20 protein-coding genes and 1 pseudogene are annotated in these 23,059 nt (G+C 62.2%); 7 read left to right on the top strand and 14 right to left on the bottom strand.

Annotated elements, in window-relative coordinates:
- Positions 1–211: pseudogene (locus AC07FD_RS22390) on the top strand (hypothetical protein); the annotation flags it as partial.
- 339 nt (positions 212–550) lie between these two features.
- Here the strand turns inward: AC07FD_RS22390 and AC07FD_RS22385 are convergent.
- Both AC07FD_RS22385 and AC07FD_RS22380 read right to left on the bottom strand, forming a co-directional pair.
- Positions 551–2,131, bottom strand: a complete 1,581-nt coding sequence (locus AC07FD_RS22385; protein ID WP_478351583.1) for an EAL domain-containing protein — start codon at positions 2,129–2,131, stop codon at positions 551–553.
- 274 nt (positions 2,132–2,405) lie between these two features.
- Complete coding sequence (locus AC07FD_RS22380) at positions 2,406–2,729, bottom strand: TfoX/Sxy family protein (protein WP_478351582.1); 324 nt, start codon at positions 2,727–2,729, stop codon at positions 2,406–2,408.
- 88 nt (positions 2,730–2,817) lie between these two features.
- Between AC07FD_RS22380 and AC07FD_RS22375 the strand changes: the two genes are divergently transcribed.
- The gene (locus tag AC07FD_RS22375; protein ID WP_478351581.1) at positions 2,818–3,315 is read left to right on the top strand and encodes a GFA family protein; all 498 of its coding nucleotides are present in this window, start codon (positions 2,818–2,820) and stop codon (positions 3,313–3,315) included.
- 133 nt (positions 3,316–3,448) lie between these two features.
- On the opposite strand, the gene sufA is transcribed toward AC07FD_RS22375, so the two are convergent.
- The 7 genes from sufA to AC07FD_RS22340 all read right to left on the bottom strand — a co-directional run bounded on the left by sufA (position 3,449) and on the right by AC07FD_RS22340 (position 10,641).
- Positions 3,449–3,829, bottom strand: coding sequence for a Fe-S cluster assembly scaffold SufA (gene sufA, locus AC07FD_RS22370; RefSeq protein ID WP_478351580.1), 381 nt, complete (start codon positions 3,827–3,829; stop codon positions 3,449–3,451).
- Between the two features lie 110 nt (positions 3,830–3,939).
- Positions 3,940–4,332, bottom strand: a complete 393-nt coding sequence (locus AC07FD_RS22365; protein WP_478351579.1) for an SUF system Fe-S cluster assembly protein — start codon at positions 4,330–4,332, stop codon at positions 3,940–3,942.
- A 21-nt stretch (positions 4,333–4,353) separates the two neighbouring features.
- On the bottom strand, positions 4,354–5,595 hold the full coding sequence (locus tag AC07FD_RS22360) for a cysteine desulfurase (protein ID WP_478351584.1): 1,242 nt from the start codon (positions 5,593–5,595) through the stop codon (positions 4,354–4,356).
- A gap of 105 nt (positions 5,596–5,700) precedes the next feature.
- The gene (sufD, locus tag AC07FD_RS22355; RefSeq protein WP_478351578.1) at positions 5,701–6,969 is read right to left on the bottom strand and encodes a Fe-S cluster assembly protein SufD; all 1,269 of its coding nucleotides are present in this window, start codon (positions 6,967–6,969) and stop codon (positions 5,701–5,703) included.
- Positions 6,970–6,988: 19 nt separating this feature from the next.
- Positions 6,989–7,744, bottom strand: a complete 756-nt coding sequence (gene sufC, locus AC07FD_RS22350) for a Fe-S cluster assembly ATPase SufC (protein WP_478351577.1) — start codon at positions 7,742–7,744, stop codon at positions 6,989–6,991.
- 27 nt (positions 7,745–7,771) lie between these two features.
- Positions 7,772–9,289, bottom strand: a complete 1,518-nt coding sequence (sufB, locus tag AC07FD_RS22345; protein WP_478351576.1) for a Fe-S cluster assembly protein SufB — start codon at positions 9,287–9,289, stop codon at positions 7,772–7,774.
- Between the two features lie 188 nt (positions 9,290–9,477).
- Positions 9,478–10,641, bottom strand: a complete 1,164-nt coding sequence (locus AC07FD_RS22340) for a cysteine desulfurase family protein (RefSeq protein ID WP_478351575.1) — start codon at positions 10,639–10,641, stop codon at positions 9,478–9,480.
- 239 nt (positions 10,642–10,880) lie between these two features.
- On the opposite strand from AC07FD_RS22340, the gene AC07FD_RS22335 reads away from it, so the two are divergent.
- Positions 10,881–11,555, top strand: a complete 675-nt coding sequence (locus tag AC07FD_RS22335) for an alpha/beta hydrolase (protein ID WP_013532163.1) — start codon at positions 10,881–10,883, stop codon at positions 11,553–11,555.
- A 34-nt stretch (positions 11,556–11,589) separates the two neighbouring features.
- A complete protein-coding gene (locus AC07FD_RS22330; RefSeq protein ID WP_478351574.1) occupies positions 11,590–12,240 on the top strand; it encodes an FMN-binding negative transcriptional regulator in 651 nt (216 codons plus the stop codon).
- A 27-nt stretch (positions 12,241–12,267) separates the two neighbouring features.
- Here the strand turns inward: AC07FD_RS22330 and AC07FD_RS22325 are convergent, their stop codons facing one another.
- The 4 genes from AC07FD_RS22325 to AC07FD_RS22310 all read right to left on the bottom strand — a co-directional run bounded on the left by AC07FD_RS22325 (position 12,268) and on the right by AC07FD_RS22310 (position 15,896).
- Entirely contained in the window at positions 12,268–13,017 is a 750-nt protein-coding gene (locus AC07FD_RS22325) for a phosphatase PAP2 family protein (protein WP_478351573.1), read from the bottom strand.
- A gap of 111 nt (positions 13,018–13,128) precedes the next feature.
- Positions 13,129–14,778: an ArnT family glycosyltransferase gene (locus AC07FD_RS22320; RefSeq protein ID WP_478351572.1), complete on the bottom strand. Its 1,650-nt coding sequence runs from the start codon at positions 14,776–14,778 to the stop codon at positions 13,129–13,131.
- A gap of 58 nt (positions 14,779–14,836) precedes the next feature.
- Positions 14,837–15,169: a lipid-A-disaccharide synthase N-terminal domain-containing protein gene (locus tag AC07FD_RS22315; RefSeq protein WP_095085369.1), complete on the bottom strand. Its 333-nt coding sequence runs from the start codon at positions 15,167–15,169 to the stop codon at positions 14,837–14,839.
- On the bottom strand, positions 15,162–15,896 hold the full coding sequence (locus tag AC07FD_RS22310; RefSeq protein WP_478351571.1) for a glycosyltransferase family 2 protein: 735 nt from the start codon (positions 15,894–15,896) through the stop codon (positions 15,162–15,164). The genes AC07FD_RS22315 and AC07FD_RS22310 overlap by 8 nt, the downstream gene beginning before the upstream one ends.
- A 325-nt stretch (positions 15,897–16,221) precedes the next feature.
- Between AC07FD_RS22310 and tyrS the strand changes: the two genes are divergently transcribed.
- On the top strand, positions 16,222–17,475 hold the full coding sequence (tyrS, locus tag AC07FD_RS22305) for a tyrosine--tRNA ligase (RefSeq protein ID WP_478351570.1): 1,254 nt from the start codon (positions 16,222–16,224) through the stop codon (positions 17,473–17,475).
- Between the two features lie 6 nt (positions 17,476–17,481).
- Here tyrS and AC07FD_RS22300 read toward each other — a convergent pair whose 3' ends face one another.
- Complete coding sequence (locus AC07FD_RS22300; RefSeq protein ID WP_478351569.1) at positions 17,482–20,877, bottom strand: hypothetical protein; 3,396 nt, start codon at positions 20,875–20,877, stop codon at positions 17,482–17,484.
- A 95-nt stretch (positions 20,878–20,972) separates the two neighbouring features.
- Here AC07FD_RS22300 and AC07FD_RS22295 point away from each other — a divergent pair, with 95 nt between their 5' ends.
- Together AC07FD_RS22295 and AC07FD_RS22290 are read left to right on the top strand one after the other, a co-directional pair.
- On the top strand, positions 20,973–21,440 hold the full coding sequence (locus AC07FD_RS22295) for a peroxiredoxin (protein ID WP_095085361.1): 468 nt from the start codon (positions 20,973–20,975) through the stop codon (positions 21,438–21,440).
- Between the two features lie 144 nt (positions 21,441–21,584).
- Positions 21,585–22,889 carry a peptidoglycan DD-metalloendopeptidase family protein gene (locus tag AC07FD_RS22290; protein WP_478351568.1) on the top strand — a complete coding sequence of 435 codons (1,305 nt, stop codon included), beginning with the start codon at positions 21,585–21,587 and terminating at the stop codon, positions 22,887–22,889.
- Positions 22,890–23,059 lie beyond the last annotated feature (170 nt).

Raw genomic sequence — 23,059 nt, 5'->3', positions numbered from 1 at the left:
GTCACCTATGCTATCGGTCCATTCTGTTACCTATCTATCAGGTTCGGACACCTGGCACTTCTCCCCGTATAGTGACGGGGAGAAGGACGCCGTCATCGATGGTTTCGCCAATCAGAGACGTTTGGAAAATCGAGCCGACATTGCGGCCAGCGGGCTTCTCCCCGTCACTATACAGTCACTGCGCGGGGAGAAGATGGCGGCAGCCAGATGAGGGGCGGCGCGGACGTTTCCAGGTAGCTAGTGGTGAAAACCTGACACTCGGTACCTGAAGCGTATTACCGCTTTCGACCCTTCAAGGTCGTTCAGTCGCGGGCATTGTATGACGTGATCTGACCCCGTAGCAGGCTGTCACAGGCGAAGGCGCGCATGACTGCTTTGCGCCTCATATCGGTCATTAAAGTTAGCTTGCCACTGCCTGGAGCGGACATCACCGCGATCGCACTTAGCGGTTCACGGTTGCGCCATGAGCGGACCGATTGACGCTGCCAATCAGCCAATCGATTTGGCCCTCGGCTTTGCACCTATTGAACTCGGGTGGTTAGCAACAATCCTACGCCGCTGAGTGGACCAAGATGGGAGTAGCACGCGGGCGTAGCTTTCTCTCGTTGTAAAAATCCAGAAAATAGGTCGCGGAAACTGGCTTGGAAAAAAGCCAGCCCTGTCCAAAGTCAACGTCATGCTCGACGAGATAGTCGAGCTGTTGCTTTGTTTCGATGCCTTCGGCCACGATCTTGAGATTAAGCTCTTTCGCCATCTCGATGATATGGAGCGTAACCAAGCTGGTCGCTGTGGCCCTCCCGATTGTGTCAACAAAAGATTTATCGATCTTGAGGGCGTCAAGAGGAAGCTTGGTGAGGTACTGGAGGCTGGAATAGCCCGTTCCGAAATCGTCGATAGCAACCGCATGGCCGAGCGCTCTGGCGCGTGTGATCGTGGCCACCGCAGCCTCTGAGTCCATATACCCTCGCTCGGTCGCTTCAAGCCAAATCTGAGACGCTTTAATTCCGGTGCCGGCCAATGCAGCCTGCAACACGTCGATGATCCGACTCGTCTTCATATCTACGGCGGCAAAATTGATGGCGACGTGCAGTTCACGATCATGCACCAATGCGGCGCCGAGATCGGCAATGACGTTGTCGATAACCTGATCAGTAATCGGCAGAATGAGGCCGGTCTCTTCGGCAAGCGGGATGAAGAGATCCGGTCGTACCATCGACCCATCTGGACGTCGCCACCGAACCAACGCCTCGGCGCCAATGCAGACGCCGGTCTTTAGCTCGAGGATCGGTTGATAATGAACTACGAACTCGTGATTGCGCACGGCTAGGGCAAGCTCGCCCTCTGGCGAAAGGCGCTTCCGGGAGAAATAGACGACCAAGGCCACAATGATCGCAGCCATTGCTGCGCCGATCGGCAGCATTAGCAGAAGCTGCCGCCAGAGGTGTTGAAGTACGACAGAGCTTGGCAGTGCCGCTGCAGCTTGCCATTCGCCGTGCTTACGGCGAGCAACGATAAAGTCACCATCTATTGATGCTTGTTGGCCCACCTCACCGAACAGGACTCTGCTCGCTTCGTTCCCTGCGACAACGAGCTTGCCGCTTTCATGGGCCACTGCCAGCCTAACTGAAGGATCACCGATGACATCAAACATTCGCATCGGATCGACAAGCACATTGTAATCGCCCAACCGCATTGCCATTACCTTCTTGCCATGGCTGACACGTGGATTCATATCCAGTGTGATTTCGACACCAGCCTCGGTTTTGAAGTTCCCTGGCTCCAACGCGACGTCGATCGCCGTTGGCCCCCAGGAGGTGCAGCGAAGCTTACCCGCTTCGAAATATCCTATCTCGTCAACGGCGCGCGTATTCATGGTAAGCCGGCGCATTTCGGCAATGTGGTCGGAGGAACATGGCTGATAGCCGGCAGCGTTGATCGAACGCAGCACGTCAGTCGCCTGATTGAACATGAAAGTTGTTCTGTCGATTGCCTGGTCGGCGAGTTGGCCTAACTGTTCCTCGCCATCTGCTACAGCTGCCTTCCAAGAAAAATAGACAGCACCCGCCATCGGAATCGTGGTTCCGAGGAGTCCAAGCGCAACTGCGACAAAAACGACGCGTCTCGAGTCCATTGATGCCGGCCTTTGGAAGGAAATTACGCCGGCCTCCTTAACGTCGAAGAAAGTCTATCGTTAAAATTCTAGCACTGGGTTGCCTTCTTAGGGCACTCCGGAAGAAATGATGGGCTGCCACCTTTCTGGCGCGGATTCGAGCCTCTAAGATCTGCTCCGCGGTTGCGGCGCGGCGGCCCCCGACATTCAACAGCCAATCCGGTAACGACCGCAGTGGGTCAGAAGCCGCCGTTAACTGCGGGTACCAAGTGTCAGGTTTTCACCACTAGCCGCGCTACTTCCCCGCCCGCCGCCCCGCCTCATAGGCTCGCCGTGCCCACACCGTCATCTCGTCGGGATCATCAAAAGCGCTGTCGGGAATGCTCCAGTAGGGCATGGACACAAGCTTGCCGTGGCGGGAGCCGGTATAAGTCCATTGCCGGCATCCGGCGGCCACGAAGTCCGGCGCGCTTTGCTCGTCGGCCTTCAGCATCAATTCACCGCGCAGCACGATGGCAACGATGACACCGTCGAAATAGATGCCCTTGCCGCCGAACAGTTTGCGGACGCTGACCGGACCAAGGCCCTCGAACAGTTCGGCGATGCGATCATTGTCCATGCCGCGATCATGTCACCGCTTCCGGGACTTGTCATGACCGCAACCAAAATGCTGTTTACAGGCTGAAAGACATCGGAGTTTTCCCATCATGCCGCTTCTGCTCAAGGGGTCCTGCCGCTGCAATGCCGTTCGTTTCGAGGTGGAGAGCCACACGCCAGTACCATTCATGCTGTGCTACTGCTCGATCTGCCGCAAACAGCAAGGCGGTGGCGGCTTCGCCATCAATCTCGGCGCTGACAGCGAGACCTTGAACATCAAGGGCAAAAGGAACCTCGGCGTCTACCGGGCCGAGATCGAGGACGATGAACATCCGCGGTGCGAAATCTCGACAGGCGAGCGCAATTTCTGCCGCAAATGCGGGTCGGCATTGTGGCTCTACGACCCAACCTGGCCGGAGTTGGTGCATCCCTTCGCCTCGGCGATCGACACCGACCTGCCGGAGCCGCCAAGCCGAGTGCATCTGATGCTGAAGTACAAGGCCAACTGGGTCGAACCCGTGATCGGCAAGGGCGACAGGACGTTCGACGTCTATCCGGAGGAATCCATCGCCGACTGGCACAAGCGAACGGGCATGTGGGTGGAGTGAGCCTCTTCGCCCCGTTTACAGCGAGAAGATGCCGGCAGGCGATGAGGGGCGGCGCGAACTTCAGAGAGGCCGGCTCTGCCCCTCATCCGGCCCTTCAGGCCACCTTCTCCCCGTAAACGGGGCGAAGGAAATCTCAGGTCGAGGCGCGCGCTTCCGCGAGAGCCTTCAGGTCCGCCGGCTTCAGCTCGACGGATTCGCCGCAGCCGCAGGCCGAACTCTGGTTCGGGTTGTGGAAGGTGAAGCCGGTGCGCAGCGTCGTCTGCTCGAAATCCATCTCGGTGCCGAACAGGAATAGCGCTGCCTCTGGCGCCACATAGACATGGGCGCCATCGCGCTCGATATGATCGTCCTTGGTGTTGGGTTCGGTCACCAGATCGACCGTGTATTCCATGCCGGCGCAGCCGCCCTTCTTGATGCCGAGGCGAATGCCATGCGCGTTGTCGCGCGTGGCGACGATCTCGCGCACCCGGTCGGCGGCCTTTTCGGTCATCGTGATGACGGCAAAGCGTCCCATCTGTTCTTTCTCCATTCCGTGCAGGTTCAAGGCCTGCCGAACGATTCCTCACCTAAAATGGTGAAGTTTTACCCCTGGCGCAAGTGCGCCAACCCTTGTCAGCGTCGACGCTAGTACCAGCCCACCGCGACCTGCGCCTCTTCCGACATGCGGTCGGGCGACCATGGCGGGTCGAAGGTCATGTTGACCTCGACCCCAGACACGCCTTCAACGGCGCCGACGGCATTTTCCACCCAACCGGGCATTTCGCCGGCGACCGGGCAGCCCGGGGCGGTCAGCGTCATGTCGATCTTGACCGAGCGGTCGTCCTCGATGTCGATCTTGTAGACGAGGCCAAGTTCATAGATGTCGGCCGGGATTTCCGGGTCGTAGACCGTCTTCAGCGCCGAGACGATGTCGTCGGTCAGCCGCGCCAGTTCGTCGGCGGGAATGGTCGAGGCGGAGACGACGCTGCTGGCGGCGGTTTCCGGCGTGGTTTCGGCAGCGATGCTCACATCATCCATGGTCGTCACCCAAAAAAATCTTCACCCGAAGAATTTGCGCGCTTTTTCAAGCGCCTCGGCCAAAGCGTCGACTTCGGCCCTGGTATTATACATGCCGAACGATGCCCTGCATGTGGAGGTTACGCCGAAGCGTTTCAACAGCGGCTGGGCGCAATGCGTGCCCGCGCGGACGGCCACGCCCTGCCGATCGATCACCATCGACACGTCATGGGCGTGAATGCCTTGCAGTTCGAAGGAGATGATGGCGCCCTTGCCAGGCGCGTCGCCAAAGATGCGCAGCGAGTTGATGGCGCGCAGCCGCTCATGCGCATAGGTCTTGAGGTCTTCCTCATGCGCTGCAACGCGCTCACGGCCGATTTTTTCCATATAGTCGAGTGCCGCGCCAAGCCCGATCGCCTGCACGATCGGCGGCGTGCCGGCCTCGAAGCGGTGCGGCGGCTCGTTGTAGGTGACGATGTCCTCCGTCACCTCCTCGATCATCTCGCCGCCGCCCATGAACGGCCGCATGCCAGAAAGGATGTCCTTCTTGCCATAGAGCACGCCGATGCCCGACGGACCGTAGACCTTGTGGCCGGTGAAGACGAAGAAGTCGCAGTCGAGGTCCTGCACGTCGACAGGCATATGCACGGCGCTCTGGCTACCGTCGACCAGCACCGGAATTCCACGCGCATGCGCAATGCGCACGATCTCCTTGATCGGCGTCACCGTACCCAGCGCATTCGACATCTGGGTGATGGCGACCAGCCTGGTGCGGTCGGTCAGCCGCTTCTCGAACTCCTCGATGTGGAAGACGCCGAGGTCGTCGACCGGCACCCAGACCAGTTTGGCGCCCTGCCGCTCGCGGATGAAATGCCACGGCACGATGTTGGAATGATGCTCCATGATCGACAGCACGATCTCGTCGCCCTCGCCGATGTTGGGCATGCCATAGCCATAGGCGACCGTGTTGATGGCCGAGGTCGTGTTCGAGGTGAAGACGATGTTGTCGGTGCTCGGAGCATTGAGGAAACGGCGCACCGTCTCGCGCGCCTTCTCGTAAGCATCGGTCGCCGCATTGGACAGGAAATGCAGGCCGCGATGGACGTTGGCGTATTCCTGGGAATAGGCATGCTGGATGGTGTCGAGCACCACCTGCGGCTTCTGTGCCGAGGCGCCATTGTCGAGATAGACCAGCGGTTTGCCGTAGACCTCGCGCGACAGGATCGGGAAGTCGCGGCGGATCGCCTCGACGTCATAGGGGGTGCTTTCGACTTTCTGGTCCATTTCGAAGTCCTTGCCGCTCCAGGGCAGCGTTTCGTCCAGCACCCCTCATCCGTCTTGGCGCTTCGCGCCAATCCACCTTCTCCCACAAAGGGAGAAGGTCAGGTGCTACCCATGCGTCACAAACCAATCGTCGAGTTTCGCTTCAAGCGCCTCGACGATCGTCTCGTCGTCCAGTTCCTCGATCACCTCGGCGACGAAGGCTTTGACCAGAAGGCCGCGAGCGGTCTTCTCGTCGACGCCGCGCGCCATCAGGTAGAACAGATGGTCGTGGTCGATCTCGGTGACCGTCGCGCCATGGCCGCAGACGACGTCATCGGCGAAGATTTCAAGCTCCGGCTTGGTCGAGAACTCGCCATCATCCGACAACAGCAGCGTGTTGCAGGCCATCTTGGCGTTGGTCTTCTGCGCATATTGGTGGACGTTGATGCGGCCCTGGAAAACGCCGCGCGCCTTGCCCGTCACCACGTTGCGGATCACTTCCGTCGAGGCCGTGTGCGGCACGGTGTGGTCGAGCACCATGGTTACGTCGGTATGGGTATCGCCGGCCAGGAGGTTGATGCCGCGCAGTTTGAAGTCCGCGCCTTCGCCGGTCGTCCTGACCATGATCTCCTGGCGCACAAGCTTGCCGCCGGCGTTCATGACGAACAGCGTCAGCTTGGCATTCTTGCCGATATGGGCCTTGAACTGCGCCAGATGCGTTGCCGTCTCCGGCTGCTCCTGGACGATCAGCCACGTCACCTCGGCGCCCTCGCCGAGCACAAGCTGGCTGACCGAGCTGACCAGAGCAGCGCCCTCGCCGGCCTGACGCTCGACGATGACTGCCCTGGCGCCAGCGCCGACGCGCGTCATCAGGCGCACATGCGTCTGGCCACCGGCCTGCAAGTTCTGCAGTTCGACCGGCTTTTCCAGCTCGGCGCCATCGGCGATATCGACAAAGTAACCGTCGGCGACGAAGGCGGTGTTCAGCGCGCCGATGGCGTCATCGCTGCCATAGGGATCGAGCCCCGGCGCGATGCTGCCGTCGGTCAGCTTTTCCGACAGGCGCTGCACGGTGACGCCCTCGACAGCCGGTATCTTCGCGTCGGACTTGCCGTTCAGGGTCGCCAGCACGGCGGAACCTTCCACGATCGGTGCAACAGCCTTGGCCATCGCGGCCGGATCGAAGTCCGGCACCGCATTCAACAGCCGGCGCAGATCGGTGTAGTGCCAGGATTCGATGCGCCGCGTCGGCAGGCCGTGCTTGATCGCTTCTATGGCGTCGTCGCGCTTCAGCATCACCGCGCCGTCGCCCGGCAGCAGCGACAGCCGGTCGCCGAACGCATCGATCAACGCTGTTTCGGCCGGTGTCCGCTGGGGTTGTGTGTGCATGTTCATCAGTTTCGCCTCTGGCATCTCACGCGGCTTCGCCGATCACGCCTGCATAGCCATTGGCTTCGAGGTCGAGCGCCAGCGATTTGTCGCCGGACTTGATGACCTGGCCCTTGTAAAGCACGTGCACGCTGTCCGGCACGATGTGTTCGAGCAGGCGCTGGTAGTGGGTGATGACGACGATGGCGCGGTCGGGCGAACGCAATGCGTTGACGCCGTCCGAAACGATCTTCAGCGCATCGATGTCGAGGCCGGAATCGGTTTCGTCGAGCACGCAGAGTTTTGGCTCCAGGAGCTTCATCTGCAGGATTTCGGCGCGCTTCTTCTCGCCGCCGGAGAAGCCGACATTGAGCGGCCGCTTCAGCATCGCCATGTCCATGCTCAGCGAGGCGGCTGCTTCCTTCACCCGCTTCAGGAATTCCGGGATCTTCAGTGGCTCTTCGCCGCGCGCCTTACGCTGCTCGTTTATGGCCACTTTCAGGAATTCCATGGTCGCGACGCCCGGTATCTCCATCGGATACTGGAAGGCGAGGAAGATGCCCGACGTGGCGCGCTCGGCCGGATCCATTTCGAGGATCGACTGGCCGTTGTAGAGGATGTCGCCCTCAGTGACCTCATAGTCCTCGCGCCCGGCGAGGATGTAGGACAGCGTCGATTTGCCCGAGCCGTTCGGCCCCATGATGGCGGCGACCTCGCCGGCTTTCACCGTCAGGTTCAGGCCGCGGATGATTTCGGTGCCGTCATCGACGATGCGGGCGTGCAGGTTTCTGATTTCAAGCATTCTTTGTTTCCTGAATATTTTGTCCGGTCAGCCGACCGAGCCCTCAAGCGAGATGCCGATCAGCTTCTGCGCTTCGACCGCGAACTCCATCGGCAGTTGCTGGATGACGTCCTTGACGAAGCCGTTGACGATCAGCGCGATCGCTTCCTCTTCGGGAATGCCGCGCTGCATGACGTAGAATTTCTGGTCCTCGGAAATCTTCGAGGTCGTCGCTTCGTGCTCGAACTGCGCCGTCGAATTCTTGGCTTCCATGTAGGGTACGGTGTGCGCGCCGCACTGGTCGCCGATCAAGAGCGAGTCGCAATTGGTGAAGTTGCGGGCGTTGGTCGCCTTGCGGTGCGCCGAGACCTGGCCACGATAGGTGTTCTGCGAGAAGCCGGCGGCGATGCCCTTGGAGATGATGCGGCTCGACGTGTTCTTGCCGAGATGGATCATCTTGGTGCCGCTGTCGACCTGCTGGTAGCCGTTCGATACGGCGATCGAATAGAACTCGCCGCTGGAATCGTCGCCGCGCAGGATGCAGCTCGGGTACTTCCAGGTGATGGCCGAACCGGTCTCGACCTGCGTCCACGAAATCTTCGAGCGGTCGCCCCGGCAGTCGCCGCGCTTGGTGACGAAATTGTAGATGCCGCCCTTGCCCTCGGCGTCGCCGGGGTACCAGTTCTGCACCGTCGAATACTTGATCTCGGCATCGTCGAGCGCCACCAGTTCGACGACCGCGGCGTGAAGCTGGTTCTCGTCGCGCTGCGGCGCCGTGCAGCCTTCGAGATAGGAGACGTAAGCCCCCTCCTCGGCGATGATCAGCGTGCGCTCGAACTGGCCGGTGTTCTTCTCGTTCATGCGGAAATAGGTCGACAGCTCCATCGGGCAACGCACGCCCTTGGGCACGAAGACGAAGGAGCCGTCGGTGAACACGGCCGAATTCAGCGTGGCGTAGTAGTTGTCGGAGGTCGGCACGACCGAGCCAAGATATTTCTTCACCAGCTCCGGATGCTCGCGGATGGCCTCCGAGATCGAGCAGAAGATGACGCCGGCCTGCGCCAGCTCCTTCTTGAAGGTGGTGACGACCGAGACGGAATCGAACACGGCGTCGACAGCGACGCGGCCCGACTTGTAGACGTTGTCGCTGACTTCCTCGAGTTCCGAGGCGTCGGTCTTCTGCACGCCGGCGAGAATTTCCTGCTCCCGCAGCGGAATGCCGAGTTTTTCATAAACTTTCAGCAGTTCGGGATCGACATCGCTGAGCGACGTCGGACCGGGCGTGCTCGTCGGTGCCGCGTAGAAGTAGATGTCCTGGAAATCGATCTTCGGGTAGTGAACGCGCGCCCAGGTCGGCTCGTCGAGCGTCAGCCAGCGCCGATAGGCTTCTAGACGCCATTCCAGCATCCAGGACGGTTCGTCCTTCTTGGCCGAAATGAAACGGATGATGTCTTCGCTAAGGCCCTTGGGGGCCTTGTCCATCGCGATTTCAGTCTGGAATCCGTATTTATATTGGTCGACGTCGATCTTTCGGACCCGATCGATCGTGTCCTGCACAGCAGGCATATGCGTTCTCCATCCACGCCGGGGTCAAGGCCCGACAGTTTTCAAACTATGGCACCGCCAAATGAACGCCGAAGAGGCATTCGCGGCAGCGTAAGTCCCATATAGTGCGTTCCGACCGGAAATTCACCCGGCCAGCATAAAACGCACGGCTCTACCAGGCCGAAGGCCTGTCTTTATCCGGCCGCTGCTCATGCGGCCTTTTCCCTGTTCGCCCGACGCGCGGCGATTGCCGCCAGCGCGGTGCGAAACAGTTCGATGTCCTCAGCGCCGGTCGCGGCCCCAATCGACACGCGCAAGGCGCCAAGACCGTCACTGTGTCCCATGGCTTTCAACACATGGCTCGGCCCGACCTTGCCCGACGAACAGGCGGAGCCGGCCGACAGCGCCACACCGGCCAGATCGAAGGCGATCTGCGCGGTTTCGGCTTTGATGCCCGCAATAGCGAAGAATGTCGTGTTGGCAAGCCTTGGTGCGCCGGTTCCAAAGATTTCCGCATCCGGCACCAGCATTTTCACGATGACCTCGATCTCGTCGCGGCGCTGCCGCACCGTGTCCATCGCCCGCAGCCCTTCGAGCGCCTCGCGTGCCGCGGCGCCAAAGCCGGCGATGGCGGCAACGTTTTCGGTGCCGGCGCGATGGCCTTTTTCCTGGCCACCGCCATTGATCAGCGGTTTCGGCATCATCAGATCGGAGGCGGCGACGACGGCGCCGACGCCCTTGGGGCCGCCGATCTTGTGCGAAGACAGGATCAGATAATCGGCGCAACCCGATGATAGATCGATCGAAACGCGTCCCGCTGCCTGGACGGCATCGACGACGAGGACACCGCCCGCAGGCTTGACGACCGGGGCGATACGATCGATCGGCTGGATGACGCCGGTCTCGTTGTTGGCGGCATGGATGGCGACCAGCGGCAGGCCCTCGGCCTTGTCATGACGGGCGAGTGCGGCTGCCAACGCGTCGAGATCGGCGATGCCGTTGGCATCGACGCCGATCCGCGTCACCTGCGCTGCCGGGAAGCGCCCGCCATTCAACAGGCAGGGATGATCGGCCTCGGACACGTAAAGACGGCTCATGCGCACGCTACCGCGCCCCATCTGCCAGTCTGATGTCAGCAGTGTCGAGGCGGCTTCCGTCGCGCCGGAGGTGAACACGACATGCTCGGCCTTGGCGTTGACCAGTGCTGCGACATCTCGCCTTGCGGTCTCGATCAGGCGCCGTGCGGCGCGCCCTTCGGTGTGGACCGACGACGGGTTGGCGGCGACATCAAGTGCGGCGACCATAGCCTCCCGCGCCGCGGCAAGCAGCGGAGCACTGGCATTATAGTCGAGATAGGCGCGCATTCCGGCCATTTTCGTCCGTTTGGTTCCCGTCAGAAGCCATTCCGATGTCGTATCGCGTTATTTCCTTGAAATTCCAAGGCGAGCCGTCCTATTTACGCGGCTTGCGGCGCGGGTAGCCCGGCTCGACGTCTGGCCACTCAGTTTTGAACAATTCTAAACTAGCTTCTAAGAAGACGCTCGCCCTGCGTCAAGGCCAGAGGAAGACACGTTCCGGGCGCCGCGCATTCGTATACCAAGTGGAGTATTTCATGCCTGAGGTCATTTTTACCGGTCCTGCCGGCCGCCTGGAGGGACGCTACCAGCCTTCCAAGGAAAAGAGCGCGCCGATTGCCATCGTTCTGCACCCTCACCCGCAATTCGGCGGCACGATGAACAACAAGATCGTCTACGACCTCTTCTACATGTTCCAGAAGCGGGATTTCACCACGCTTCGCTTCAATTTCCGCGGCATCGGCCGCAGCCAGGGCGAGTTCGACCATGGCACCGGCGAGTTGTCGGATGCCGCGGCGGCACTCGACTGGGTGCAGTCGTTGCATCCGGATTCCAAGAGCTGCTGGGTCGCCGGTTACTCCTTCGGCTCCTGGATCGGCATGCAGTTGCTGATGCGCCGGCCGGAGATCGAAGGCTTCATCTCGATCGCGCCGCAGCCCAACACCTATGATTTCTCGTTCCTGGCGCCCTGCCCGTCATCGGGGCTGATCATCCATGGCGATGCCGACAAGGTGGCGCCGCCGAAGGATGTGCAAGGCCTGGTCGACAAGCTGCACACGCAGAAGGGCATCACCATCACGCAGAAGACCTTGCCCGGCGCCAACCATTTCTTCTCCAACGATGCCGACCTGTTGCTCGAGGAATGTGCCGACTATCTCGATCGCCGGCTGGCCGGCGAATTGTCGGATCCGCGGCCGAAGCGGCTGAGATAGGCGCGGCTGAGATAGGCAAAGGAAGCGGGCAGCGATGTACGAGCCTCCTCATTTCAGGGAAACGCGGCCGGAAATCCTGCACGGGCTGATCCGGGCGCATCCGCTCGGCCTGTTGATTTGCAACGGAACCGAGGGGCCGGTCGCCAACGCCATCCCGTTCCTGCTCGACGCAGACGTGCCGCCGAACGGCAGGTTGCGCGCTCATCTGGCGAAGGCCAATCCGCAATGGCAGCTGTTGGCCGACAATCCGGCGTCGCCGGTGCTGATCGTTTTCCAGGGCACCGATGCCTATGTCACGCCGTCCTGGTACGAGACCAAGCGTGAGACCGGCAAGGTGGTGCCGACCTGGAATTATGCCATCGTGCAGGTGCGCGGCACCGTCAAGGTGATGGATGACCAGGCCTGGCTGGCGCAGCAGATCGCCGACCTGACCGCGTCCCAGGAAGGCACCCGCGCCGCACCCTGGGCGGTGACCGACGCGCCGGCGCCCTTCATCCAGTCGCAGATCAAGGGCATCATCGGGCTGGAAATCGAGATCGCAGAAATCCACGGCAAGTGGAAGGTCAGTCAGAACCGGCCGGTCGCCGATCGTGTCGGCGTTGCGCAAGGGCTCGAAAGCGAAGACCACAAGTCACCCGACATGGCCCGCCTGGTAAGGTCTTATGGCGGGCTGGACGGCGCCTAAGCTCAGCTTCGGCCCAAACCCTGGTGCTCAGCCAGCCTTGCTTGTCGGGCCGATCAGCCAAAACGTCTTCTTGCGGACCGGCAACCCCGACGGCATCGGGCGAAAGATGAAGCCGAGCCGGGCAAAGACAAGCCCGCACGCCAGCGCGAAGGCGCAACCGAGGCCGAAGCCGGCGACGGTGTCGCTGGGATAGTGCGCGCCGACGAAGACGCGCGTCGAGGCAATGCAGGCGGTGATCGCCAAGGCGATATACCAACGCCGGGGAAACAACAGCAGAGCGACCCCGAACACGGCGCCCATGGTCGTGGCATGGCCGGACGGGAAGCCGGCGAAGCGCGCATCGAAGGCAAACGGATGCAAGGCCAGCACGCCAAAATCGTCGAAATAGAGCGGGCGAGCCCGACCGATTGCATATTTCAGCACATTGACGGCCAGGCCGGACAGGCCGGCAGCGCTCAGCACCAGAAAAGCCAGGCAGGTCCAGTTGTAGACCAGCATCAGCGAGCGCCTTGAAAGGCTTCGCCAGTCCGTCAGGTTCGCGGCGACCAGCAAAAGCGCCGATGGAATGAGATACCAGCCACCCAGGCCGAACTGCGTGAAAAAATCGGCCAGGTGGAAGAACTCTGGCGACCACTGGCCATGAAGCATTCCTGCCGGGGTGTCGAGGCGAACAAACGCCGCCGCCGTCAGCAAGACCCAGACCAGGCCCCAAACCGGCCACACTATGTTCGGGTATCTGGCGGGACGAGCGGCAAAGCGCTTTCTTGCGATCTGCATCGTGTCGCGAAAATTGTCGAGGGATCGGCGCCCCACCCCAAGGAGCATACCGGAAACGGAAGGGCGCGATTTCACCAGCATAGGAAATTCGAGCCTGTCATCGACGAGCCGTCATGGCGCCACACGATAGAGACCGAGCGACAGTTTGTCTCCCGACGAATAGTTGAGGCCGTCGATCAGGGCAACGCGGTTGACCGACTTGCCTTGTGCCGCCAGCAGGCCAGTCAGTTTCTGCTCGTCCTCGACCGATGCCAGTGCCAGCGCGCAGGCCGGATCGGTAAACAGATGCCTGGCGACGCCCTCGACATTGGTCAGCACCGTTTTCGTGCCGACCAGGAACACCAGGCTCGGTTCCTGAAATCGCGACGAGGCCAGCACGGTGGTGTCGCAGGGCTTGTTGGCGCGCACCGCCGCCTCGATGGCCGGGCTCAGCCAGATCGGCTTCAGCGACGGCGCTATGACGCCGAACAGCAGCGCATAGGTAATGCCTGCGCAAACGGCGATGGCACCGATGCGGCGGAGCGGCACTTGCAACTGCCGCGAAAAGGCGAAGTAGCCGGCGCCCAGTGCCGCCGCGGCGGCCGGAATGCTCCACCATGAGAACGTACCTGTGAGGTAGATCGGCGCGCCGACGCAGACCGCGGCCAGGCCGAGACTGACCACGGCGAGACCAAACGCCGTCGACCACCACAACCAGTCCTGCCAGCGCCTGAGCGGCGCATTCGCCTCCTGCGGCGACAGCGTCAAAAGCCAGCCGATCAGCAATGCCATGCCGGGATAGGCCGGCAGGACATAATGCGGCAGCTTGGTCGGGATCAGCTCGAACACCAGCCAGAACGGAATGTACCAGGCGAGGCAGAAACGCAGCCTCGGATCGTCGCGCAAACGGTTCAGTGCCTGGAGCCCGGCGCCGACCGCGATCAGGCCGAAAGGCCACATGAACAGCGAATAGGTCAGCATGTAGAAGCCGGGTGGCAGGCCATGCGATTCCTCGCCCGACGCGACCTTGCCGATCATGTCCTTGCCGACGGCCTGCTGCAGGAAGGCGCCGCCGCTCTTCCAGGTGATCAGCGCGAGCCAGGGCAGCACGATCAGCACGACGAGCGCCAGGCCGCGCCCCACCTTGAGCTTCGACAGCCAGCGCCCGTCACGCTCGAAGGCGAACAGCACGGCGATGGTGAGTGCCGACAGCAGCGGCGCAATCGGGCCCTTGATGAGGATCGCCGCGCCCTGCGCAATCCAGAAGATCCACCAGAGATGGCCGGCCACAGGTTGGTTCCGGCGCGACGCCAGATAGATCTGAGCCAGCGCGCCTTGCGCCGCCACGCAACAGGCCAGCAGCATCGCGTCGGTCTTGGCGTCGCGGCCTTCGAAAGCGGTGGCGAAGATCGCCGCCATGACCAGGCCGGCGGCGATGCCGGCATTGGCCCCGAACAGATTGGTGCCGGTCCAGGCGATCGCCAGGACAGCAATGGCAATGCCAAGCGCCGAAACCGTGCGATAAACCCAGATCGGAGCGGCAGCGCCCTCCCCGCTCAGCGCCACGGCCGCCGATTGCAGCCAGTAGATGCCGATCGGCTTCTGGTAGCGCGAGGCATCCTGAAAGCGGATGTCGACATAGTCGCCGGTCTCGGCCATCTGCTTGGTGGCCTGGACGAAGCGCGACTCGTCGCGATCGATCGGCGGCATCGACGCCAGCCCCGAAACCGTCATCACCAGGCTGAACAGGAAGAGAAGGATGTAATTCCTGTTCACCGCCATGTCCCGGCCTCTGTGACGAATTTTGATTGATATGCCACGCTGCTCAATCGATCGCTGTTCAATCGACCTTGCTCATCGCGGTCTTGCGCTCGTTGGCGATCAGCCAGAGATTGCGGATGTAGATGAACAGGCCCATGGACTGGCCGGCGATGAACACCGGATCCTGACGCTGGATGGCATAGATCAGAAGCAGGCCGCCGCCGAACAGGGAAAAGAACCAGAACGCGACCGGCACCACGCTGCGCTTGGCTTTTTCCGATGCCAGCCACTGCACGACGAAGCGCATGGTGAAGAAGAACTGCGCAACGAAGCCGAGCAGGATCCACGCATCGAACTGCTTGATGAAAACCTGGTGAAGCCAGGTCACCAATTCCTGAAGCACGTTAACCACGGCTGATTTCCTCTACTTTAGGCATTCTGCGGCGCCGGCGGCGCAGCCACCAGACACCGGCGAGATCGAGAACCCCCTGCAGGCCGCGATCGAAAATGCCGTAATTCGACTTGCCGTGCCGGCGCGAGCGATCGATGACATCGCAATGCACGACGCGATAGCCCTCCTGGATGACCAGGGCCGGAACAAAGCGATGGGTGCCGTCGAAGAACGGCAATTTGCGCAGGATATCGGTATGGACCGCCTTCAGGCCGCAGCCGGTGTCGCGCGTCTCGTCATGCAGGATGGCATTTCTCAGCCAGTTGGCGAAACGTGACGCCAGTTGCTTGACCTTGCTGTCACGGCGCCTGAGACGCTGCCCCTGTGCGGCGCCGAAATCGGGGCCGGCCTGCCGAAGCGCATCGATCAGCACCGGAATGTATTGAGGATCGTTCTGGCCGTCGCCGTCGATCGTGGCGACGATGCTGCCACGCGCCGCCCAGGCGCCCGAGCGCACTGAAAGGCTCTGGCCAGCGGATTTCCGGTGCCGCAATTCCCGTACTGGAAACGGGCGAAGTGCAGCTTGCGCTGCGAGCACCGAAGTGGTGTCGTCGGTCGAGCCGTCGTTGACGATGATCAGCTCGAAGTCGCGCCCGGCCATGGTGGCCTCGATCTCGTCGATCAACAGCGGCAGATTTGCCGCCTCGTTCCTGCAAGGAATGACGATGGATATCAATGCGTCCGGCATGTCGCGTCGGGGCTCTGTCGTCGGATATGGCATTTTGTGGATGCCGTGCGGTGCCGCTCGAGGTCGTGGACTGCAAGAACCTTTGGCGCGGCGCCTCATTACGCCAGCCGAAACGATGAAGCAAGCATTGGGCCGTTGGTCTCAGACTTCATCCGCGCGGACCGCAAAACCGGATTCCACTTTTGCTGATCGCGAACCCCGCCTGGCGCGCGATCGAACGCAAAACCGGATTCCACTTTTGCTGATCGCGCTTGGGTGCTAAACGCGCCCGTTCATGCACGCCACGCCCGGGCCAGATTGGCCGGACGCTTTCGGGAAACACAAAATGCCTGCCCTCAAATCCGATTTCCTGCGCACGATGAGCGAGCGCGGTTTCATCCACCAGACTTCGGATGATGCCGGCCTCGACAATCTCTTCGCCACGGAGCCGGTGACGGCCTATATCGGCTTCGACGCGACCGCCAAAAGCCTGCATGCCGGTTCGCTGATCCAGATCATGATGCTGCACTGGCTGCAGCAGACCGGTCACCGGCCGATCGCCCTGATGGGCGGCGGCACCTCGATGATCGGCGACCCGTCCTTCAAGGACGAGGCGCGCAAGCTGCTGACCCCGCAGGACATCGACGACAACCTCGCCGGCATCCGCCGCAACTTCATGCCGTACCTCAAATTCGGCAGCGGGCCGAACGACGCGGTCATGATCAACAACGCCGACTGGCTGATGGAGATCAACTACGTCAATTTCCTGCGCGACGTCGGCCGTCACTTTTCGGTCAACCGCATGCTCGCCTTCGATTCCGTCAAGCTGCGGCTCGATCGCGAGCAGTCGCTGTCGTTCCTCGAATTCAACTACATGATCCTGCAGGCCTATGATTTCGTCGAGCTCTACAAGCGCCTCGGCTGCCGCCTGCAGATGGGCGGCTCCGACCAGTGGGGCAACATCATCAACGGTATCGATCTCGGCCGCCGCATGGAGGACGCGCAGCTCTATGCGCTGACCACGCCGCTGCTCACCACCTCATCGGGCGCCAAGATGGGCAAGTCGGCGTCGGGCGCGGTCTGGCTCGATGCGGAGATGCTGAGCCCCTACGAGTTCTGGCAGTACTGGCGCAACACCGAGGATGCCGACGTCGGCCGCTTCCTGAAACTCTACACGACGTTGCCGCTGGACGAGGTCGGGCGGCTTGAGCAGCTCGGCGGATCCGAGATCAATGAGGCCAAGAAGGTCCTTGCCACCGAGATCACGGCCTTGCTGCATGGTCGCGGGGCCGCAGAACAAGCCGGCGAAACAGCGCGCAAGACGTTCGAAGAAGGCGCGATCGCCGAATCGCTGCCGAGCGTCGAGGTGGACAAGGCAGCGCTTGGAGCCGGTGTCGGTGTCCTGTCGCTGCTGGTGACAGCCGGACTGGCGGCGTCGAACGGCGAGGCGCGGCGGCATGTGCAGGGCGGCGCGGTGCGGTTGAACGACCAGCCCGTCAGCGACGAGCGCCGGCTGGTGACGCTTCAGGATTTGAGTCCGGAAAACATCGTAAAGCTTTCACTCGGCAGGAAAAAACACATTCTGGTGCGGCCAGTCTAAGATCGGTCACCGGTATTCGAAGATCGACCTGAAGATACCGGGGGCGATCACCGACAGCGGGTTGATATCCAGCACCGGCTTGTTGGCATTGCCCTTGAGGCGATAGGTGACCCCAATCAGGCCGCGGTCCCGGCCATTGCCGAGAAGCGCGCCAACGATGGGCAATTCGCCGAAGATGCGATTGAGGCCATAGACCGGCATGAACGTGCCGGTCATGTCCATGTTGTTGTCCTGGTCGTAGAGGGTGCCCTGGAACGTCGTGCCGATGCGGGGGCCGCGCAGCACGCCATTGGCCAGTTTCAGATAGCCGCTGCCCTTGTCGATCTCGGCGTAGCCGCGTTCGAACTTGACCCTCGAGGTGTCCAGGTTGCCCTTGACCGCCTGGTTGAGGCTGCGGCTATCGCCGGCCGGCGTGGTCGAGACGATGGAAGCTAGTTTCGGCTCATTGACCACGAAGAAGTTGCTGGTATCGACCTTGCCCCTCAGCGATCCGTCGCTCGGCCCCGCCAGTGCCAGGGTAATCGCTCCGCCTTCCATATGCTCATAGATGTTGAGGAACCGAAGGATGGCGCCGGCGTCCGCGGACTGCATGTTGAGTGTGCGCCGGCCAGCACCTGTGGTGTTGCTGACGGTTATCGCGGCGCCCGAACTTGCCGTGGCGCTGACCTTCAGGCCGTTCACCCGCGAGCCGGCGGCGCTGTAGTCGAGCTTCAGGTTGGACAATTGCTCATCGTGGAACCCGGTCAGCTGATCGACGTCGGCGCTGACGGAAATGGCATCGGAGCCGGTGATCTTGGTTGCCGTGTCGACGTCCGAGGTGAACTGCTTGATCAGCGAGCGGGCATCCAGCGCGTTGCCTGATATGTCGACCGCATAGCCCTTGCCGGACCGTTTAACCGACACCGCGACATCGTCGCCCCGGTTCAAGGTCACCTTGCTGAACTTCGCGGAAGACAGGGCGCCATTGACCAGCACGATGTCGCCTTCGATGGAGAAGGTTTTCCCGTCGAGATCGAAGTCGGACAGCGTCGTGGTGTCGCCGGACTTGGTCATGACGAATGTGACTTTGGCGGGAACCCCCGCCCCCTTGCTCCAGCCGGCCCAGGGAATGTCCAGCCTGGCGTTGGTCAGATCGGCCGAGACGTTCTGGTCGCCGCTACCGCTCTTGTCGATCGCGACCTTCACCGTGCCGCCAAGCAGCGGCGTCAAGCCGGGCATTGCGGCGGCACGGATCTTGTCGTCGAGCACCAGGGCTACATTGCGGCTGGGCGGCGGCCCGTCATCCCGGAGCGGCTCGATCAGGTCGAGTTCGGCCGGAATGCCGTTCAGCGATGCCTTGGCCGAAATCACCGCCTTTTCAGGGTCGACGGTGATCGAACCGTCGGCATCCGTAACGGTCTGCCCCTCGAACGGCTTGGCCAATGACATGCCGCTGTAGTCGAGCGACACCAGCCAATCGAGCTTCGAGGAGTCGACGCCGGACTGCAACGGAATGTCAGCCCTGACATGGCCGGTGACGCTGCCCGACAGATCTTCCGGCAAAAGGCCGACATGGCGCATGGCGTTGATCGGCTCGTAGGAGGCGAGTTCGGCAACGGCGGAGGCGTCGCCCTCGACATCGATGTCGAGCGCGCCGATCACTGGCGGGTGGTTGGCGGCCTTGACCGTCAGCGTGCCGTTGCTGGCCGCGACGGTGCGGCCGCTCGGCATGTAGACTGTGCCCGAGGACAGGGAGACGTCGACATCATTGCCATGGAAACCAACAACGCCGACAGCGTCGCGTATCGGCGGAATGCGGCCGGCCGTGTCAAAACGCGATCCCTCGATCTGGAAGCGGCCGAACACCTCGTCGGCGGACAGCGGCACGCCATTGCCGAGACGGTTCGGGACGACGTGGAACTGGAGGTTGGCGTCGACGACGCGGCCGCCAAACAGATTGGCCAGCACCCACAGCCGGGCGTTGCGTGCCGAAAACCATGGCCAAAGCTGCTTGACGTGAGAGACCTGCATGTTGTGGATGTTGAACGCCAGATTGATCCCCGGCGCCTTGCCGTCGACGAACTCCACGGCGGCGGTGCCGAGCACCTCGCCGGAGGAGGCGGAGCGAAGCGCGATCTGCTCGGCGACCAGCCTGTGGCTCACCGTGTTGTAGACACCGGCAATCCGGGCGAGGAAGGTGAGCGCTGGCTCGGGCGAGTCCGAAGGCGCCAGCGAGGAACCGTCGCTGGTCAGGTCATAGCGATAGGCCGGTTCCTCGCCGGCCGCTCCGGTTGCCGGCTTCGGCCCGATCGAACCGGCGAAATCGAATGTCGACCGGCCGGTCTTCAGCAGCAATCTGTCCACCTGGACCTTGTTGCTGCCCGCAACCAGCGTGGCGTTGACGTCGACGTCCGCCGGCAGCAGCCCGCGTGTGCCGAGATCGAGGATGGAACCAGTCGATGAGAGAGCGGCCGTCAGCCGCGATGCATTCGTGCCGGACCCTTCCGATCCCGTCAGCTTCAGCGCCACCGCACCCAGCTTTCCGGCAGCGGCTGTGGTGTCAGCCCTCGTGACAACACTGGCATCCGCCAGTTCGATGCTCGCGTCCAGCGCCGTCACGCGGTGTGCCGCGATATCGCGGGTGGCGGAAGCGGCGATGGTAACCGCCCTGCCGTCGACATCGGCCTGCGACGAAAACTGCATACCGCCCGGTCCCGACTGCACGACGGCGGCGTCGGTGACTTTGACCCGCTTTATCGTTCCAGTTTCGGGCAGTACGAATTCGACGTTGCGAAGATCGATCTGGCGCATCGAATCTTCGCGCACGGCGTCGAGCGCGCTGTGAACGTTGGCGAACACCGCAGCCGTCAGTTTCTCCGGATCGACGAGGCCATCCTGATTGCGCAGGCTTGCTGCCCAGTCACCGCCGGACGGCATCGCCGCCACGACGATGTGCGAATCGGATATCCTGGCGCTGGTCAGCCGCACTTCCCCGCGCAGCAGCGGTAGCAGGCGCACGCCGAAGCGCACGCGGCCCGCATCGGCCATCGGCTTGCCGTCGGCGGTCTTCAGGCTGACGTCGCTGACCTGCAACGCAATGAAGCTCGATCCGTCAAGGGTGATGCGCGCCGGCCCCACCGAAACATCGACATCGACGCCGGCCAGCTTCTCGATGGCGGTTTCCGCTTCCGCGCGAAGCCGCTCGGAGCCAACGCCGGACGCGCCGACCAGATAGACAGCGACTGCCGCCAACAAGACGAGGCAGGCGAAACCGGCGAACACCCTTGCCAGGATGCGAAAGCCGCGTCCGATCCGCGCCTGACCCAGCGGCGGCACGCGGCACGCGGAGGGAAAGGCCCCCAGGTCGGTGATCTCATCCCGCCTGAACCGGATCTTCTCGTGCTGCGGTTGCTCCTGATCCACGCAATTTTCCGTTGTACGAACTCGATCGTGGACGAATCCCCGCTCGACACTATATCGGTGTGGCTTGGCGCGTAACCACAAACAAGGGCATCGGTATGGCTGACCTAGACGTAGGCGATATCGCGCCGCAATTCGACCTGCCGCGGGACGGCGGCGGATCGCTCAGCCTTGCCGCGTCCTCCGGCAAGCCCATTGTGCTCTATTTCTATCCGCAGGACGACACAACAAGCTGCACGCAAGAGGCAATCAGCTTTTCGCAACTGAAGCCGGAATTCGAGAAGGCCGGCGCGGTGGTGATCGGCCTGTCGCCTGATAACGTCAAAAAGCACGACAAGTTCAAATCGAAATACAGCCTCACCATCGACCTCGCCGCCGACGAGGAGCGCAAGGTGATCGAGGCCTACCATCTGTGGGTTGAAAAATCGATGTATGGCCGCAAATACATGGGTGTCGAGCGGGCAACGTTCCTGATCGGCCGCGACGGGCGGATTGCCAGGATCTGGCGCAAGGTCCGGGTCAAGGGTCATGCCGAAGAGGTGCTCGCGGCTGTCCGCGCGCTTTGAGATCTTCGCCGGCTCAGCCGATTGCCGCAACCCCATGCCCGCCTGACGGGCAATCGTTACTGAAAAGTCCGCAGCGCAAAGCTTTGTTAACCTTAATAATGTGTAGTCAAGCTGTCGTGGTGTCGTAAACGAAAGCTTGGTCCCGTGAAGGCAACCGGTCAGTCAGCAGTCTTCGGCAGGCGCAAAGAGCCCCACACGATCATCATCGCCCGGGGCAATGAGATCAGGCACTTCACGATCCGCCCCTGGCTCGCGGCCTTTGTCGGCTCGGCGCTGGCGGCCATCGCCATTGGCTACCTGCTGGCAACCTCCTATCTTGTGCTGCGCGACGACCTGATCGGCGCCACCACGGCGCGGCAGGCACGCATGCAGCAGGCCTATGAAGATCGCATTTCGGCGCTTCGCGCCCAGGTCGACCGCATCACCAGCCGCCAATTGCTCGACCAGCAGCTGATGGAAACCAAGGTCAGCGAACTGCTTGAACGCCAGAGCCAGCTCAGCCAGCGTCATGGCCGCCTCGGCCCGCTGCTCGAACGCGCCGAGACCGAAGTCGGAGCGGCGCCTGCCGAGGATCCGGTGGCGGCCGGCAAGCCGGACAAACGCGCCGAGGTGACCGGCAGCATCAAGCCGCCGGCGCAGACCTACGCGGTCGCCAGCCTGGGCGCCGATCTCGGCGCCGGCGACACCCGGCCATTCTCGTTGTGGTCGACCCGCTCCGATCCGCTGCCCAACGATTCAGCTGCCGATCGTGCCGACCGACTGTTCGTGTCGATCAACCAGTCGCTGAAATCCATCGAGAGCGATCAACTGACCCGCATCAGCACGCTCGCCGACAACGCCTACAAGAGCGCCGACGCGATCACCCAGGCACTTGAAGCGGCGGGCCTGCCGGTAGACAGCGATTTCGGCAAGAACGAGAGCGACGTCGGAGGACCGCTGATCCCGCTCGACAATTCGATGATGTTCGACAGCAAGGTCAAGGAACTGGACGAGGCGCTGGACACGCTCGACCATCTCAAGAAGGAAGCGCGCCAGCTGCCGCTGACCAACCCGGCTCCGGGTCATTCCGTCACAAGCCCGTTCGGCGTGCGCACCGACCCGATCCTCGGCACCGCGGCGCTGCATTCCGGAATGGATTTCAGGGCGCCGATCGGCATGGCCGCAAAGGTCACCGCGCCCGGCGTCGTCACCAAGGCAGGCTGGAACGGCGGCTATGGCCGCATGGTGGAAGTCGACCACGGCAATGGTTTTGCGACGCGCTATGGGCATCTCAGCGAAATCGACGTGACGGTGGGCGAGAAACTGGATGCCGGCGCTGTCATCGGCAAGACCGGCAGCAGCGGCCGCTCGACCGGCCCGCATCTGCATTACGAAGTCCGCCACAACGGCGAAGCCATCGATCCGCTGCGCTTCCTCACGATCGGCAAGAAGGTCGCCCAGTATCTCTGAGCCGCGCAGGCCCTGAGCTGATTGGCCCAATACCTCCGAACTCCTATCTGCCCCGCTTCGCGAGCAACCCGGCGGGCCGAGGCGACGCCATCCATGCCGCCTGACTGCCGGACGATGGTTTCAAGCCCCTGAAATCATCCACTGGTCAAGCTCGTCCCGAAGGACCGGAT

This window comes from Mesorhizobium waitakense, from assembly GCF_056431085.1.
The sequence above is the reverse complement of the archived record's forward strand: the minus strand, read 5'-3'. Positions and strand labels throughout refer to the sequence as shown.

What these genes read in the sequence shown, in the direction of transcription:
- AC07FD_RS22385 (WP_478351583.1), bottom strand. Translation starts at nt 2,131, where the DNA reads ATGGACTCGAGACGCGTCGTTTTTGTCGCAGTTGCGCTTGGACTCCTC.
- AC07FD_RS22380 (WP_478351582.1), bottom strand. Translation starts at nt 2,729, where the DNA reads ATGGACAATGATCGCATCGCCGAACTGTTCGAGGGCCTTGGTCCGGTC.
- AC07FD_RS22375 (WP_478351581.1), top strand. Translation starts at nt 2,818, where the DNA reads ATGCCGCTTCTGCTCAAGGGGTCCTGCCGCTGCAATGCCGTTCGTTTC.
- sufA (WP_478351580.1), bottom strand. Translation starts at nt 3,829, where the DNA reads ATGGGACGCTTTGCCGTCATCACGATGACCGAAAAGGCCGCCGACCGG.
- AC07FD_RS22365 (WP_478351579.1), bottom strand. Translation starts at nt 4,332, where the DNA reads ATGGATGATGTGAGCATCGCTGCCGAAACCACGCCGGAAACCGCCGCC.
- AC07FD_RS22360 (WP_478351584.1), bottom strand. Translation starts at nt 5,595, where the DNA reads ATGGACCAGAAAGTCGAAAGCACCCCCTATGACGTCGAGGCGATCCGC.
- sufD (WP_478351578.1), bottom strand. Translation starts at nt 6,969, where the DNA reads ATGAACATGCACACACAACCCCAGCGGACACCGGCCGAAACAGCGTTG.
- sufC (WP_478351577.1), bottom strand. Translation starts at nt 7,744, where the DNA reads ATGCTTGAAATCAGAAACCTGCACGCCCGCATCGTCGATGACGGCACC.
- sufB (WP_478351576.1), bottom strand. Translation starts at nt 9,289, where the DNA reads ATGCCTGCTGTGCAGGACACGATCGATCGGGTCCGAAAGATCGACGTC.
- AC07FD_RS22340 (WP_478351575.1), bottom strand. Translation starts at nt 10,641, where the DNA reads ATGGCCGGAATGCGCGCCTATCTCGACTATAATGCCAGTGCTCCGCTG.
- AC07FD_RS22335 (WP_013532163.1), top strand. Translation starts at nt 10,881, where the DNA reads ATGCCTGAGGTCATTTTTACCGGTCCTGCCGGCCGCCTGGAGGGACGC.
- AC07FD_RS22330 (WP_478351574.1), top strand. Translation starts at nt 11,590, where the DNA reads ATGTACGAGCCTCCTCATTTCAGGGAAACGCGGCCGGAAATCCTGCAC.
- AC07FD_RS22325 (WP_478351573.1), bottom strand. Translation starts at nt 13,017, where the DNA reads ATGCAGATCGCAAGAAAGCGCTTTGCCGCTCGTCCCGCCAGATACCCG.
- AC07FD_RS22320 (WP_478351572.1), bottom strand. Translation starts at nt 14,778, where the DNA reads ATGGCGGTGAACAGGAATTACATCCTTCTCTTCCTGTTCAGCCTGGTG.
- AC07FD_RS22310 (WP_478351571.1), bottom strand. Translation starts at nt 15,896, where the DNA reads ATGCCGGACGCATTGATATCCATCGTCATTCCTTGCAGGAACGAGGCG.
- tyrS (WP_478351570.1), top strand. Translation starts at nt 16,222, where the DNA reads ATGCCTGCCCTCAAATCCGATTTCCTGCGCACGATGAGCGAGCGCGGT.
- AC07FD_RS22295 (WP_095085361.1), top strand. Translation starts at nt 20,973, where the DNA reads ATGGCTGACCTAGACGTAGGCGATATCGCGCCGCAATTCGACCTGCCG.